Genomic DNA, 14,359 nt, shown 5'->3' with positions numbered 1-14,359 from the left:
CGGTTTCAACCCAACTTTGCGCGGTTTCAACCCAAGAACGCCCGAAGCCGCGGTTCGGATCCGATGACAGCTTATACGAAAACGCGAGGCGTTTCCGTCGCCGTTCATTCCGATTTTAGCCGAAATGTTTCGATCAGCCCCGCCATATCGGCGGGCAGCGGCGCCTCGAAGGACAGCAGCGCCCCGCTGACGGGGTGGGTAAACCCCAGCGTCGCGGCGTGCAGCGCCTGGCGCGGGAAGGCCTGGGCGGCGGCCAGCGCGGCCGCGCCGCCCGGCCCCAGCGCCCGAGCGGACAACCGCCGTCGGCCGCCATAGACCGGATCGCCGATCAGCCCATGGCCGGCATGGGCCATGTGGACGCGGATCTGATGGGTGCGCCCGGTCTCGAGCCAGCAATCCAAGAGCGCCGCCTGTCCGGGCGTGCCGAAGCTTTCCACCACCCGCGCCCGGGTCACCGCATGGCGCCCGCCCGAGGCCAGCACCGCCTGGCGCTGGCGGTCGGTGCGGTGACGGCCAAGCTGGGTGGCGATCTTCAGGATGTTGCCGGCTTCGAAGCTGACGCCGGACAGGCCGCGCAGCCTGGGATCGGCGGCGTCCGGCACGCCGTGGACCAGCGCCAGGTAATGGCGCATGGCGCTGTGGGCCTCGAATTGCGCCGCCAGCCCGTGATGCGCGCGGTCGGATTTCGCCGCGACCAGAAGACCCGAGGTGTCCTTGTCGATGCGGTGCACGATGCCGGGGCGCTTTTCGCCGCCGATACCGGACAGGCTGTCGCCGCAATGGTGGAGCAGCGCGTTGACCAGCGTGCCGTCGGGGCTGCCGGGCGCGGGATGCACGACCATGCCGGCGGGCTTGTTCACCACGATCAGATCGTCGTCCTCCCACACGACATCCAGCGCGATCGGCTGCGCCGCCGCCGCCGCCTCGACCGCCTCGCCAACGCGGATCTCGATGGTGTCGCCCTCGGCGATCCGCGCCTTGGCGCCGCGTGCCACCGCGCCGTTCACCCGCACCGCGCCCTCGTCGATCAGCCGCGCCAAACGCGAACGCGACAGCGCCGCTTCCTCTGGCACATCGCGCGCCAGCGCCTTATCAAGACGTTCCGGGGGCCTCGGCCCGATCTGGAACCGCACCACGCGAGAGGATGGCGACATGAACGACGCTCCGGCACCGGGCGAAGGGCTTCCGCCCTCGCTGCGGCTGTTGAAAGGGCTGGTGATCGTGCTGATGATCACCATGATTGCGGGCCTCATAGCGATCGTGGCGCTGCTTGTCATCCGTGTGCCGAAATCCGGGGGCGATCTGGTGGTGCCCGCGGCGCTGAAACTGCCGGCGGGCGCGCGGGCGGAAGCGATCACCCAAGGCAGGGGCTGGATCGCCGTGGTGACCACCGCCGGCAAGATCCTGGTGTTCGACGGCACCACCGGAAAACTGCGCCACAGCTATGACGTGAACTGACCGCCGCGCCCGGCGAGGGACTTCGCGCTACCGGACGGGTTCGGCAACGCACGCAAGGCCGGCGATCGCGACGCCAAATCCCGCCGCCGGCACGGCAGCAGTCAGCAAAGGGAAAGAGACGCCCGAAGGCGCCCTCCCCTTTTGACTGACCGAGGGATCGATCAGTCGTATCCTGTCCATCATTCGCTTGCGATCAGGGCCATCTCGCCCAGCAGGTCGTCAAGCCGATCCAGCGCGTCGGGAGCTTTACCAGCCAGGGCGATTTCGGCCGCGCGCGCCAGATCGCCCAGTTCCGGCGCCCCGAACATGCCCGCCACACCCGCCAGCTTGTGGGCGCCATAGACCAGCTCTTCGCGCACTTCGTCATCCTCTGGCAGCGCGCAATAGACCTCGCGCAGATCCTCGAGCCGGGCCAGACGATCGGTCACCTGCGCGACGAACTTCGGCCGCATCGCGCGAAGCTTCTCCTCGATCCGCTGTTGAGCCAAATCCATCGTCATCATGTTCATCGCCCCGCTCCCCTAGCTGACCAGTATCTTCAGCCAGGGCGCCTTGCCATGTTGCGGCTTTCGCACTTCTTTGTCGCGCAGGCTGTCCTCGATCCGCTCAATCGCGACGTAAAGCGCCTCGACGGCGGCCGACCCGGACCGCAGCATTCCCACCCGGACGGGTTCTCCGAAATGCAGGCGCAGGTCCAGCCGGCGGCCCTTGGAATCGGAAAGATCCATCTCATAGAGGGCGACGTTGGCGACATCCTCGAAATATTCGCGGCTCTCGATCTCGCGGCCGTGGACCGCCGCGACAAAGACCCCGCCGCCGGCATAGGAGATGAAGAATTCGCGCGTCGAGACCGCGCTCGCGATCGCCTCGGCGGCATCGGCCAGCGCATAACGGAAATCCGAAGGCGTGGTGCGGGCGTAAAGGCTTTCGGCCTCGGCCAGCTTGACCGCGAAGATATTGGTCGAGAAAAGCCCGCCGCGCGACAGCTGCAGCAGATAGTTTTCTAGGTTCACCAGCCCGATCGCGCCGTCGACGCCCTCGATGATGAGCGGTTCGGCAAAGGCGACGCGGCGCTGGCCCTCCAGCTCGGCCCGCATCTCGGCGACCTGCTCGCTGCTGGAGCGCGCGCGCGACTGCTCCAGCACCAGCCGCTCGGCCATGCCCACGCGCGCCCCCAGTTCCAGCGCGTCGAAGGGCTTGGTCACATAATCGGTGGCCCCCGCGGCGAAAGCCGCATTGATATACTGGCGCTCGGACATCGCGGTAACCATGATGATCGGGGTCAGCGCATGTTGCGGCATCCGGCGGATCGCGCGGCACAGCTCGATCCCCGTGACTTCGGGCATCTGAATATCCAGCAAGAAGCATTCGAACGGTTCGGCCGCATTGTCGATCATGCGGCAGGCCGCTTCGGCCGAACTTGCCGTCACGACCCCCTCATGCCCGTTCGCGGCCATCGCCTCGGTCAGGACCTCGAGGATCAAGTCATCGTCGTCGACAGCCAGAATGCGCATATCCCACCACACCTCGGTTGCGGCGCCCTTCGGTCCCGCCCTTCGCGGGGAACGCCTGTCAAAGATAGGGATTAGTTGTCGAAAACGGCAAGATTTGGGCGATTACAGGGATTTGGTAAGTTCTTGTTAACCAGTCGTTAACTCAATTCGTGTCCGAAGATCAGCTTTTCCTGCGACATCGCTCAAGACGAGGTGGATCATCGCCCGTCTGGCCGGAACCCGGCGGTGTCGGTCTTTCCAGGCGCCGTCAGCGCTCTTGCCAGATCGAAATGATCTGATCGGCCAGGGTCATCGGATCGAACGGCTTGGTGATCACGTCCAGCGCGCCAAGCTCCTTGAGGCGGTCGACCTCGGAATGTTGCGCCTTCGCGGTCATGAAGATCGCGGGGGTTTCGGAGAATTGCGGAACCTTGCGCAGCGCGGTCAGGGTTTCGTCGCCGCTCATACCCGGCATCATGACATCCAGCAGCAGCAGATCGGGCGCAATGCCGGGCGCCCGTTCCAAAGCCTCGGCGCCCGAGGCGCATTGCACGACGTCGAGCCCGCCGACCACTTCCAGAGCCATAAGCGCGATCTCGCGGATGTCCGGGTCGTCCTCAACATGCAGTATCTTCGGCAAATCCGACATGAACTCCCTCATCTACGGATGCGTTCGCGCGTGCCATGGCACAGTTTCGCGCGCAATGCTATGCTGCGCGGCTCATCTCATCCGAAGCTTTAGGCAAATCTATCACAAAGGTGGTACCTTCGCCGGGGATGCTGAAGAAATCGACACGTCCGCCATGACGTTCGACAATCGATTTCACGATCGACAGGCCCAGCCCGGTGCCCTTGCGCTTCTTGTGTTCGGCGGTCTCGGCCTGGACGAAACGCTCGAACAGGCGCGACTGCGCCTCTTCGGGGATGCCGATGCCGTGGTCGGTGACGGTGATGCGCGCCTCATCCCCGCGATCTTCCAACCCGACCTCGACCACGCCGCCGACTTCCGAGAATTTGGCGGCATTGGACATCAGATTGGTCAGGACCTGCATCAGACGATCGCGGTCACCGACGATCTGCAGCGTGGACGGCATCGCCGGTAGCGCGGTGAAGGTGACCCCATATTCCTGCGCATAGCCCATGTTATGGGCGATCGCATCGTCGATCAGTTCCGCCAGGTTGACCGGATCACGGCGGATTTCCGTTTGGGCGTTGTCGAGCTTTTCGAGATCCAGCAGGTCGTTGATCAGCAAAAGCAGGCGGTCGACATTGCGCAACGCCAAGTCGATCATCTGCGCAGGCTTGTCCGGGATCGGCCCGGTCGCGCCAGAGGCCACCAGCTTCATCGCCCCCTTGATAGAGGTCATCGGCGCGCGCAATTCATGCGTGACCGTCGCGACGAAGGCCGCCCGGGCCTGTTCGACCTGCTTGCGCTGCGAGATGTCGCGCACGACCGCCACGAAGCGCGGCTCACCCACCACGCTTTCGTCAAGCTGCAGGTTGATCTCCACCGGACGCCCGCTGAGGCTTGATTCGTAGATCACGGCCTCGACCTCTCCGGCCAGAAGCGGTGCGACACGTTCACGAAACCGGGCTTCGTCGAAAGTGCTGGTCGTCTCCGAAAGGAAATGGCTGCGGTAGTTGAGGCGCTCCCATCCCAGGCTGGCCCGTGCGCGCTTGTTCAGGTAGTGCAGCCGCAGATCGTCGACCGAAAAGATGTACACCTCGTCCTGGAGACGGTCGAACATCGCGCGCAAGGGCCCTTCCTGCTGGCGTAACTTTGCGTCGGTGATATCGGTGTAGACCGTGATCACCTTATCCAGCGTGCCGTTCCGGCCCATTTTCGGAATTGCGGTGGTCTTGACCCAGATCGCCGTGCCATGGCGGCGGCGCAGCTTGTTGTCGCCGGTCCAGGCATCGCCACGGCGCAGCGTCTCCCACATCTCGGCGGCAATGCGCGGATCCTCGTCGAGGAACACATCGCTTGCGTAGCGGCCGCGCAATTCCTCGACCGAATAGCCGATGGTCTGGATCAGATTGTCATTGGCATAAAGAATGCGCCCATCGACCCCGGTGATCTTGACCATGGCGTGCATGTCGACGGCCTTGCGCTGCAACGCCAGGTCGTCCTCCTGCTCGCGGATCTTTCGCAACTGGCGGCGATGGCCCAGGGCGGAACGAGCCAGCAGCCCAATCATCAGCAATATCGCAAGCGATACCACGGCCCCCGCCGTCGCGGGCCCCAGAAGGCTGACAAGATAGCTTTCGCTGCCTTGAGACATCACTTGGCTCCTTCGCCGGTTAGCTCCCTCACACCGACACGGGGGCGGCGCGCATAACCGGACGGGCGCAGCTTTGACAGTTCCGATGGCAACAATAGGGCCTTAAGCGGAAATATTTCCGAAAAATTCACCATGCGGCGCCTCAAGCTCCTCCCTGACCGACCGGCCCCCTGTCGCCGCCCGTACCAACCGTGCCCGCGACAGCCGGAAGCTGTGACAGACACAGGGACACAATCTCTTCAAAACGTGTACGCGTCTTGATGATGGTAAGCGCAACCCGCGGGTCGCTGCCAGCCTTGTCAGAGGCTGTTAGCGCAACCACCGGCACGCCGGGCTGCAACCGGGCCACGGCATCCATCAAAACCGCGTCTGCGCCCTCTGCCTGGGCCGATTCCAGCAAGATCAGATCGAAGCGCCGCCCCGATCGCAGGGCCTCAAGGCAGAACTGGCGGTTCGAATGCACGAACTCGGCCCGATCCCCGAAGGATGCCGCCACGATTTCGGCAAAATCCGCATCGTCCTCGACATGCAGAATCATCGGCCGCGCGGGCAGCGCCTCTGCACGCCCGAACCTGACCGCCGCGCCGGATGCGCGGGGCCGACCCGCCGCGCTCGTCTCTTCGGGCGCGGTCGTCTCCGCGACCCCCATCCCCGCTGCGCCGGCCAGCGGGATGGTGAACCAGAAACAGGTTTCGCGCCCGGGGTCCGAACGGAAGCCGATCGTGCCGCCCATGCGCTCGACGATCTGCTTGGAGATGTTCAGGCCCAGCCCGGTGCCCTCCTTGTCGCGGGTCGAGGAACTGTCGGCCTGCGAAAACGGCTGGAAAATACGGTCGTGGAAGGATTCGGGGATGCCGCGCCCGCGGTCGATGACAGACACGCGCAGCACCCCCTTGTGACGGCTCAGGCGCAGGTCGACAGTACCGCCCCGTTCCGAGAACTTCGCGGCGTTCGACAGCAGGTTCGCCATCACCTGAAGGAAACGGTTCGTATCGACACGGCCCTTCACCTCCTGCTCGTCGGAAATCAGCGAGAAGGTGACGCCGAACTGGCGCGCATAGGGTTGGTTGTCGGCTACCGCCCGGTGCAGCAGCGCCACGATATCTTCATCCGCGACTTCAAACCGGCTCTGCCCTGAGGATACCTTCTCGAGATCCAGGATGTCATTGACCAGCGGGATCAGCCGGTCGCAATTCTTCTGGGCGATCTGCAGCAGGCGCAGCACCCGGTCGGGGATCGAGCCTGGCGCGGAGGTGTTCAGCGCCAGACTGAGCGAGCCGTTGATCGAGGTCAGCGGCGTGCGCAGCTCATGGCTGACGGTCGAGACGAATTCGCTTTTCGCCTGATCCAGCACACGTTGCTCGGTGATGTCCATCTGCACCCCGATCAGGCGCAGCGCCTGGCCCTCGGCGCCGCGTTCCGCCACCACCGCATGCGAGCGCATCCAGCGCCAGGCGCCGTCCACCACGCGCACCCGATATTCGCTGATCGAGGCCTCGGCCTCACCCTTGAGACAGGCCAGATCGGCGGTCTCCACGGCGGCCCGATCGTCGGGATGGATACGCGACGACCATTCCGCCTGGGTGTTGATCTGGGCCTCGGGGTCGAAGCCCAGCAGCGCGCGCCAGGTATCCGACACGATCGACTCGCCGGTGGTCAGATCCACGTCGAACACGCCGATCTGGGCGCCCTGCAACGCGATGTCCAGCCGATGCTGGGTGTCGCGCAGCTGCGCCTCGACGCGCAGCCGATCCGACACGTTGCGCATCACCACCGTATAGCGCCGGGCCCGGTCGGCGGTAAGCCAGGGCTTGATCTGAACGTCCATAGCCAGCTTTTCGCCGGTACGTGCGGCCACATGCACCAGGCCGCGGAAGCCGGTGGTGTCGTTCGGATCCTCGCTGCGTCCGAAATATTCCTCGGTCGCGCCGGACATCAGATTGTCCAGCATCATCCCCTGCAACTGGTCACCGTGGTAGCCAAAGGTGCGCCCGACGGCGTCATTGGCCACCAGAATCCGGCCATCCTCATCCAGCAGCGCGATGTTGACCAGCGCGGTGTCGAGGATCGAGCGGGTTTCGGTCTCGCGCTGGCCGATCTCGCGGGTCTTGCGATCCACGGTCTCCTGGATCAGTTCCTCGCGCTGGGCATCTGACAGCAAAAACACCGCCAGCAGGACGGTAAAGGCCAGGCCCGCGACCAGCACCAGGCCCGGGCTCAGCCGATGCAGGCCGCGTTCATAGGCTTCCGTCGAGGTCCAGATCAGGCGCCAGGGCTGGCCGAAAAGCCATACCGACTGCTCTGCGTGAAAGGCCGGCCGCACCAGCGGGTCGTGCGATCCTGTCACCTGAATCCGGGTACCGTTCGGCGCGCCGGGCCGTCCGGGCAATTCAAGGGCCAGGTGCAGATCGCGACCCAGCGCGCCGTAAAGCTCGGACGTCAACTGCTGGGCAGAGAAGACTGCGAAGGTCCAGCCCATCAGGGCCGCGCGGCGCTCAGTTTCGGTCCGCAGCGGAAGACCCGGGGCGAAGACCGGATCCAGCAGCATGAACGACGGCCCCAGGGCGCGCCCGGCGGGGCTGTCCGGATCCAGTCGCGGCGTCAGCAGAAGCTCGGCATCGTCACAGGCGGACATGGCCACGCTGCGCACCTGGGGGTCTTCTCCCAGTTCCAGGCCAAGCAGCCTGGGCTTCAGCGCGCTCGGAGCGATATGACGCACGATCAGACGCGGCCACTCTGTCGGCGCGGGCAAAGTCGGATAGGGATGGACGGTGAAATTCGGCTCGCCGCTGGCGCGGGCCCGCGCCACGAAGTTGGGCAACTGCGCTCGCGCGACCCGGCCCATGTAGCCGAACGCCTCGACCCCGGGAAGATGGGCGCCCAGACCCAGCCCGTCGACAAAGTGCCGCCAATCGTTCTCGGTCACGCGGTCACTTGCACGCAAAAGCGCGCCCGCCGCGTCCAGACCAAAGCCATAGGCCTCGATCCTGGCCTGCAAGGCAGCGGCGCCATCACGCGCCAGGGAAGTGAACTGCTGCCGGTTGTGATTCGCCAGCACCCCCTTGGCCCCGCCCCAAAGCGCGCCGGTCAGCGCCAGCGACACCAGCACCGCCGCCAGGGAACGCTTGTTCAGCCGCGGAAGCGCCCGGCCTTTCCATATCAGCATGCTGCGCTCGCGCCAGGGATGCAGCAGGGCCAGGGGCACGACAATGAAGGTGCTGGCGATGGCCGCAACCCAGCCGATCAACGCGCCGGCGAAGTAGTTGGGGCCCAGGCGCGTCTGCTCAGCCACTCCGGCGAGGGAGGATGCCAGCAGCACCAGCATGCCGCTCAGCGGCCCCACGATCAGCGCAAGCGCCAGGACGGCCCCCTTGCCGTTCAACCGCAGCGGCACCCCGAAGATCCCGCGCACCAGCCGCCCGCCCAGCACCGCCTGCACCGCGGCCGCGGCAGCCACGATCAGGTCGCATTGCACCAGGATCATCTGCATGGAGGCCGGCACCTTCGCAGTGCCATGAATCAGCGCCTGGGCGAACAGCGCGCCGAAAAACACCGCAATCCAGGCGCCCCCCCGCGCCAGAAGCACCGCCGCCAGCGCCGGGCCAACCCCCAGGAAGACCGCCCAGGACACGGGCGCCGGGGGCGCCCCGGCCGGGCGCAGCCAGACCTGCGCCGCGGCCGCAACCACATAAAACGCGAGCAAGAGCACCCAGCGAGGGCCAGAGCCTTTTAGAAGCCATCGCTTCATGCAGCCGACCGTGACGCGCCGGCTTGGGAACGGACAGGAATGGTGAAGGTGAAGGTGCTGCCCTTGCCCGGGAAGGATTGCAACGACACCTCGCCACCGTGCAGCTCGACGATACGGCGCACGATCGCCAGACCCAACCCGGCCCCGCCCGCACGACGGGTCGACGAATTATCGGCCTGCTGGAATTCCCGAAACACCCGTTCGGTCATTTCCGCCGGGATGCCACAGCCCGTGTCCTCGACCGAAACCGCGACCCGGTCCCCCTGCCGCCGCGCCCGGACCGTGATGGCACCTTCGTCGGTGAACTTGATCGCGTTGCCGACGAGATTCAGCAGCACCTGCCGCAGGCGGATCGGATCGGCGAAGACCTGTTCGTCCCCGACCTCGGACGTCAGCACCAGCCCCTTTTCCTGGGCCTGGGCGCTGAATTGGTCGACCACGTCGACGACCAGTTCCGACAGCGGCAGCATCTCGCGCGACATCTGCAACTTCCCGGCCTCGATCTTGGAGAAATCCAGTAGATCGTTGATCAGCATCAGCAGGTGATTGCCAGAGGTTTCGATCTTGCCCGCGCGCGCGCCGACCTCTTCGATGTAACGATCGAATGCCTCCGGCAGCGCAGCGGCCTCGGCACCGTCGGCCGCGTCCAGCTTGCGCAGCACGGCCGAGCTTTTGCGATCGGACAGGAAGCGCGCGAAGCCCAGGATCACCGTCAGGGGCGTGCGCAATTCATGGCTCAGCACGCTCAGGAAATCCGCCTTGGCGCGATTCGCCTCTTCCGCGGCATCCTTGGCGAGCTTCAGCTCGGTCACGTCGACGCGGAAGCCCACGATCGAGCCGTCGGCCATGCGGCGCTCGGAGATCCGCAGCCAGCGGCCATCCTCGAGCTGTTGCTCGACCATGGCATCGGCGCCTCGGTGGGCGGCCATGCGTTCGGCGATCCATTCCTCCTCGCGGCCCTCGGCGGCGGGGTATTGGCCACGGCTCACGCCTTCGCGCACCAGGTCCTCGAAAAGAACGCCTGGCCGGATCAGATCGGCCGACACGCTATAGAAGCTGCGATAGCGATCGTTGCACATCACCAGACGGTCTTCGGCATCGAAAAGCGCGAAACCGTCGTCGATCGCGCCGATCGCCTTCAGCAATTGCGCGCGGGCGTCTCGGTGGCGGCGCATCAAAAACAGCACCAGCCCCGCCGACCCCAGCACGAACAGCCCGACCACCAGCATCGCCAGCCGCACCCAGAACGCGTGCGGCGCCGACGTGGGCCAGCCGCCCGCGGGCACCGCGCCAAGCTGCCAGCTGCCGTAGGGCAAGGTGATGTCCTGGACCATGGGTTGCTGATCGAAGACCTTCGGATCGCCCCAGAAGACCGGCCCCGCCGCCCCGGTCCCGCCGGGGCCGCGCATCGCATAGGACACCGATTGCTGCCGCCCGACCAGCCCGGCACGCAGGTAGAAGGTCGGGGCGTCGATCACCAGCGACAGCACCCCCCAGAACTCGCCGCGCGTGCCGTTGTCGGCATGCAGGAACACCGGCATGCGTATGATGTAGCCCTCGCGCCCATCCTGCAGCAGGCGCAGCGGCCCAGCCAGAATCGTATGCCCGGTTTTGCGGGCGGCCTCGACCGAATGCAGTTGCACCGGGTCGGTATGGTAATCGAACCCGAGCACCGCGGCGTTCGGCTCTTGGGGATAGACGTATTTCACCACCAACCCGGGCGCGGCCGCGATATTCAGGATCTCGGGATTGTCACGGGTCATGAACCGCGCCAGCGCCGCATAGCGCTTCTGTGACAGCCCGGGATCGGCCTCGATCGCCGCCTCCAATCCGCGCAACATCAGGGACAGGCCCGTGACGCGTCCCTCGATTCGCGCGCGCTGCGCATCCATGCGATCGGCCAGATCGGCACGGACCTCGGCCATGTAGGCGCGGGTTCGCGTGGCATCGAAATAGACGCCCGCGACAACCATCAGCGCCACCAGCGGCACCAGCGCAAGCGCATAGGCGCGCGCCGCGCTCAGCCACCCGGGCAACCTGCCGTTGCCTTTGCCCCCGTCCTTGTTGGGGTCTTGCCTGGCACTTCCTTCGCCTGCCACTTTGCCCGTGCCCGACACCATTTGGCGCCCTTGTTGCGGACGGCAAATCGCCGTTCCGGATTTCTGCTGCCTCGCACCACCACGAACCATTCGGGCCCGAAACGGCCGCGAATATCAACTTCAACGAGAACTCGCAAGGATCCGGGCCGTCAAGACTCCCGAAGGACCAACATACGGATTCTTGCATATCACCTTTGTGCGAGAGAGGGAATCATGCAAACCACAAGTGGACACAACGTCCGTCCCCCGTTGCCCGACGATCACGTTTTTCAGCTTTGCCCGGCCGCCTTCGGCGTCCCAGCCGGCGCCCCGGGGTAAACTTGACAAGAAAAGTGGGTTTTCTGTTGCAAAGCCAGCCCACGAGTGTTGTAAACGCCTATCTCCAGGCGCGAGTCGCGCGGCAATGACGGAGTATGCGCATGGAATTCGACGACACGCCGCTGACGGCAGGTTCCTTTCCACTTGGCCAGGCATCGAAGGGTTATTGCGGCTGCATCGACCGGATCGCCCCGTGCGAGGATTGCCCCGGCCTTCCCGCCCAGGAGATCGAACGCCGCCTGATCGAGCTGGGATTCGTAGAAGGCGCCGAGGTCACCATCCTGCATGAAGGCCTGTTCGGCCGCGACCCGATCGCCGTTCGCCTGAACGGGGCGACCGTGGCGCTGCGGCGCCGCGAGGCGATGGCCATCCTGACCCGCTGACCCCGAGATGCCCGACGGAATACCACACAGGCTGCGCCGGCTGGCGCTGGTAGGCGTGCCAAATTGCGGCAAGACCGCGCTGTTCAACGCGCTGACGGGATCACGGCAGAAGGTCGGCAACTACGCCGGCGTTACCGTCGAGCGCAAGGTCGGCACGCTGCGCACGCCCGCAGGCCACAGCCTGGAGGTGGTCGACCTGCCCGGCACCTATTCCCTGCGCGCCCGTAGCCCCGACGAGGAAGTCACCCGCGACATGGTGCTGGGCCGGCGCGCCGGCGAGGCCGCGCCCGATCTGCTGCTGGCGGTGGCCGATGCGACCAACATGCGCTCGGCGCTGCGGCTGGTGCTGGAACTTGGGCGCACCGGGCGGCCGCTGATCCTGGTGCTGAACATGTACGACATCGCCCGCCACCGCGGGATAGAGATCGACATCGCGGCGCTCGAGGCGGGGCTTGGCATTCCGGTGATCCCCGCCACGGCGGTGCGCAAGGCCGGAATGCAGGCGCTTTGGGACAAGCTTGACTCGCTGGCGGCCCGGGGCCTGCCGCCGGCGGCCGAAAACAGCTGGGCGCCCCCGGGCGCGCTGGAATTGCGCGCAGCCCAGCGCACCGCGGACCGGCTGATCAAGCAAGCCGTGCGCCCGCCGGCGAAACCCCATACGCTGACCAACCGGATCGACAATGTGCTGCTGCACCCGGTGGCGGGGCTGGCGATCCTGCTGGTGATCCTGTTCGTGATGTTTCAGGCGGTGTTCACCTGGGCCGCGCCGCTGATGGACCTGATCGCGGGAGGCTTCGACGCGTTGGGGGCGCGGGTCGGCACTACCCTGCCGCCGGGGCTGATCCAGTCGTTCCTGCAAGACGGGGTGATCGCCGGGGTCGGTTCGGTCCTGGTGTTCCTGCCGCAGATCCTGATCCTGTTCATGTTCATCCTGCTGCTCGAAGACCTTGGATACATGGCGCGCGCGGCCTTCCTGATGGATCGCATCATGGGTGGCGCGGGGCTGCACGGCCGCGCCTTCATCCCGCTGCTGTCCTCCTTCGCCTGCGCGATTCCCGGCATCATGGCCGCGCGCGTGATCGACAACCGCCGCGACCGGCTGACGACGATGCTGGTGGCGCCGCTGATGACCTGCTCGGCGCGGATCCCGGTCTATACGCTTCTCATCTCGGCCTTCATCCCGCATCGCGCGATCCTGGGCGTGCTTAGCCTGCAGGGTCTGGTGATGTTCGGCCTCTATGCCGCCGGGATCGTCTCGGCGCTGGCGGTCTCTCTGGCGGCGAAACTGCTGTTCTGGCGGCATGCGCCGTCCCCGCCTTTCATGCTGGAGTTGCCCGACTACAAGATGCCCCGGCTGAAAAGCGTGACGATCGGCCTTTACACACGCGGCCGGATCTTCGTGAAGCGCGCCGGTACCACGATCTTCCTGGCGACCGTGGTGATCTGGGCGCTGGCCACCTTCCCCGCGCCGCCCCCCGGCGCCACCGAACCCGCGATCACCTACAGCTTCGCCGCGATGATCGGCAATCTGATCCATCCGCTGCTGGCCCCGGTGGGCTTCAACTGGCAGATCTCGGTCGCACTGGTGCCGGGAATGGCGGCGCGCGAGGTCGCGGTGGCAGGGCTGGGCACGGTCTATGCGATCTCGGGCGGGGGCGAAGCGCAGATCGGCCATGTGCTTGCCCAGCAATGGAGCCTGGCCACGGCCCTGGCGCTGCTGGCGTGGTATATCTTCGCGCCGCAATGCATCTCGACCCTGGCGGTGATCCGGCGCGAGGCCGGCGGCGCGAAATGGATGTGGCTGGCCTTCGGCTACATGCTGGCGCTGGCCTATGTCGCGGCCTTCGTCACCTATCAGGGCGCGGTGCTGCTGGGCTGGGGCTAGCATGCGCCGGCTTGCGCGGCCCACGGGCCGGGAATAGGGTTCGCGGCACCTTGGGGAGGCCGCGATGCACAAGGTTCTGAAAATCTACGTAAACATCGTGAATGCCATCGTCATCGGGCTGATTCTGGTGATGCTGGCCACCCTGGTGTTCGCCTTCGCCGATATCCTGACCACGCTGTTCAACCTGATCCCGAACCTCAAGAACGTCACCCTCAACGACGTGCAGTTTCGCGATCTGGTGACCGGCATCCTCGATGTCTTCATCATCATCGAGCTGTTCGGATCGATCATCGACTATATCCACCTGCGCCGGATCCGCCTGTCGGCGCTGATCGACGTGGTCGCCGTCTTCGTGCTGCGCCACATGATCGAGCGGATCTATGCCGAGACCGCGCAGGCCGAGGCGCTGCTGGAGTTGGCATTGCTGCTGCTGGTGCTGGTCGTGGCGCGCTCGATCACCGGCCGCTTCCCGCCCAATACGGGCCGCGACTGACCGCCGGCCCCACAACCCTTGGCCACAACCCTTGCCGGGGCGGCCCGCTCCGTGTACCCCCCGGCACGCCCCCTGACTGCGGGCAAGCCGCCGGGGCCGGCCTTCCCGCCCTGTGAGGGCACCGTTAAGGTTGGCGTCAGATTCGCCCGATATAGGGCCGAGCGGATTGGGAGAACGATGGATGCGGCAGGAAGCAGGCG

General features: G+C 65.8%; 11 protein-coding genes. 4 read left to right on the top strand and 7 right to left on the bottom strand.

Annotation, left to right across the window (positions count from 1 at the left end; all coding sequences use genetic code 11):
• Positions 1-104: 104 nt before the first annotated feature.
• The gene (locus BLV97_RS03585; RefSeq protein WP_092163953.1) at positions 105-1,154 is read right to left on the bottom strand and encodes an RluA family pseudouridine synthase; all 1,050 of its coding nucleotides are present in this window, start codon (positions 1,152-1,154) and stop codon (positions 105-107) included.
• Between BLV97_RS03585 and BLV97_RS03580 the strand changes: the two genes are divergently transcribed.
• Positions 1,153-1,458, top strand: a complete 306-nt coding sequence (locus BLV97_RS03580) for a DUF6476 family protein (RefSeq protein WP_035841967.1) — start codon at positions 1,153-1,155, stop codon at positions 1,456-1,458. The genes BLV97_RS03585 and BLV97_RS03580 overlap by 2 nt on opposite strands.
• 179 nt (positions 1,459-1,637) lie before the next feature.
• Here BLV97_RS03580 and BLV97_RS03575 read toward each other — a convergent pair whose 3' ends face one another.
• The 6 genes from BLV97_RS03575 to BLV97_RS03550 form a co-directional block, all read right to left on the bottom strand.
• Positions 1,638-1,967, bottom strand: a complete 330-nt coding sequence (locus tag BLV97_RS03575; protein ID WP_035841936.1) for an Hpt domain-containing protein — start codon at positions 1,965-1,967, stop codon at positions 1,638-1,640.
• Positions 1,968-1,979: 12 nt separating this feature from the next.
• Positions 1,980-2,972 carry a response regulator gene (locus BLV97_RS03570; RefSeq protein WP_051646039.1) on the bottom strand — a complete coding sequence of 331 codons (993 nt, stop codon included), beginning with the start codon at positions 2,970-2,972 and terminating at the stop codon, positions 1,980-1,982.
• Positions 2,973-3,219: 247 nt separating this feature from the next.
• Entirely contained in the window at positions 3,220-3,600 is a 381-nt protein-coding gene (locus tag BLV97_RS03565) for a response regulator (RefSeq protein WP_035841934.1), read from the bottom strand.
• 58 nt (positions 3,601-3,658) lie between these two features.
• Positions 3,659-5,233 carry a PAS domain-containing sensor histidine kinase gene (locus BLV97_RS03560; protein ID WP_035841932.1) on the bottom strand — a complete coding sequence of 525 codons (1,575 nt, stop codon included), beginning with the start codon at positions 5,231-5,233 and terminating at the stop codon, positions 3,659-3,661.
• Between the two features lie 142 nt (positions 5,234-5,375).
• On the bottom strand, positions 5,376-8,936 hold the full coding sequence (locus tag BLV97_RS03555) for an ATP-binding protein (RefSeq protein WP_160169178.1): 3,561 nt from the start codon (positions 8,934-8,936) through the stop codon (positions 5,376-5,378).
• A 41-nt stretch (positions 8,937-8,977) separates the two neighbouring features.
• On the bottom strand, positions 8,978-11,017 hold the full coding sequence (locus tag BLV97_RS03550; protein ID WP_160169177.1) for an ATP-binding protein: 2,040 nt from the start codon (positions 11,015-11,017) through the stop codon (positions 8,978-8,980).
• 482 nt (positions 11,018-11,499) lie between these two features.
• Here BLV97_RS03550 and BLV97_RS03545 point away from each other — a divergent pair, with 482 nt between their 5' ends.
• The 3 genes from BLV97_RS03545 to BLV97_RS03535 all read left to right on the top strand — a co-directional run bounded on the left by BLV97_RS03545 (position 11,500) and on the right by BLV97_RS03535 (position 14,159).
• On the top strand, positions 11,500-11,781 hold the full coding sequence (locus BLV97_RS03545; RefSeq protein ID WP_051646037.1) for a FeoA family protein: 282 nt from the start codon (positions 11,500-11,502) through the stop codon (positions 11,779-11,781).
• A gap of 7 nt (positions 11,782-11,788) precedes the next feature.
• Complete coding sequence (gene feoB, locus BLV97_RS03540; RefSeq protein ID WP_035841929.1) at positions 11,789-13,666, top strand: ferrous iron transporter B; 1,878 nt, start codon at positions 11,789-11,791, stop codon at positions 13,664-13,666.
• Between the two features lie 64 nt (positions 13,667-13,730).
• The gene (locus tag BLV97_RS03535) at positions 13,731-14,159 is read left to right on the top strand and encodes a phosphate-starvation-inducible PsiE family protein (RefSeq protein WP_051646036.1); all 429 of its coding nucleotides are present in this window, start codon (positions 13,731-13,733) and stop codon (positions 14,157-14,159) included.
• Positions 14,160-14,359: the final 200 nt, after the last annotated feature.

The sequence above is a fragment of the Allgaiera indica genome (assembly GCF_900106675.1).
Classification (GTDB): Bacteria; Pseudomonadota; Alphaproteobacteria; order Rhodobacterales; family Rhodobacteraceae; genus Acidimangrovimonas; species Acidimangrovimonas indica.
The sequence above is the reverse complement of the archived record's forward strand: the minus strand, read 5'-3'. Positions and strand labels throughout refer to the sequence as shown.

Bases quoted from the DNA above. Each gene is read 5' to 3' on its own strand.
- BLV97_RS03580 (WP_035841967.1), top strand. From the start codon at position 1,153: ATGAACGACGCTCCGGCACCGGGCGAAGGGCTTCCGCCCTCGCTGCGG.
- BLV97_RS03585 (WP_092163953.1), bottom strand. From the start codon at position 1,154: ATGTCGCCATCCTCTCGCGTGGTGCGGTTCCAGATCGGGCCGAGGCCC.
- BLV97_RS03575 (WP_035841936.1), bottom strand. From the start codon at position 1,967: ATGAACATGATGACGATGGATTTGGCTCAACAGCGGATCGAGGAGAAG.
- BLV97_RS03570 (WP_051646039.1), bottom strand. From the start codon at position 2,972: ATGCGCATTCTGGCTGTCGACGACGATGACTTGATCCTCGAGGTCCTG.
- BLV97_RS03565 (WP_035841934.1), bottom strand. From the start codon at position 3,600: ATGTCGGATTTGCCGAAGATACTGCATGTTGAGGACGACCCGGACATC.
- BLV97_RS03560 (WP_035841932.1), bottom strand. From the start codon at position 5,233: ATGTCTCAAGGCAGCGAAAGCTATCTTGTCAGCCTTCTGGGGCCCGCG.
- BLV97_RS03545 (WP_051646037.1), top strand. From the start codon at position 11,500: ATGGAATTCGACGACACGCCGCTGACGGCAGGTTCCTTTCCACTTGGC.
- feoB (WP_035841929.1), top strand. From the start codon at position 11,789: ATGCCCGACGGAATACCACACAGGCTGCGCCGGCTGGCGCTGGTAGGC.
- BLV97_RS03535 (WP_051646036.1), top strand. From the start codon at position 13,731: ATGCACAAGGTTCTGAAAATCTACGTAAACATCGTGAATGCCATCGTC.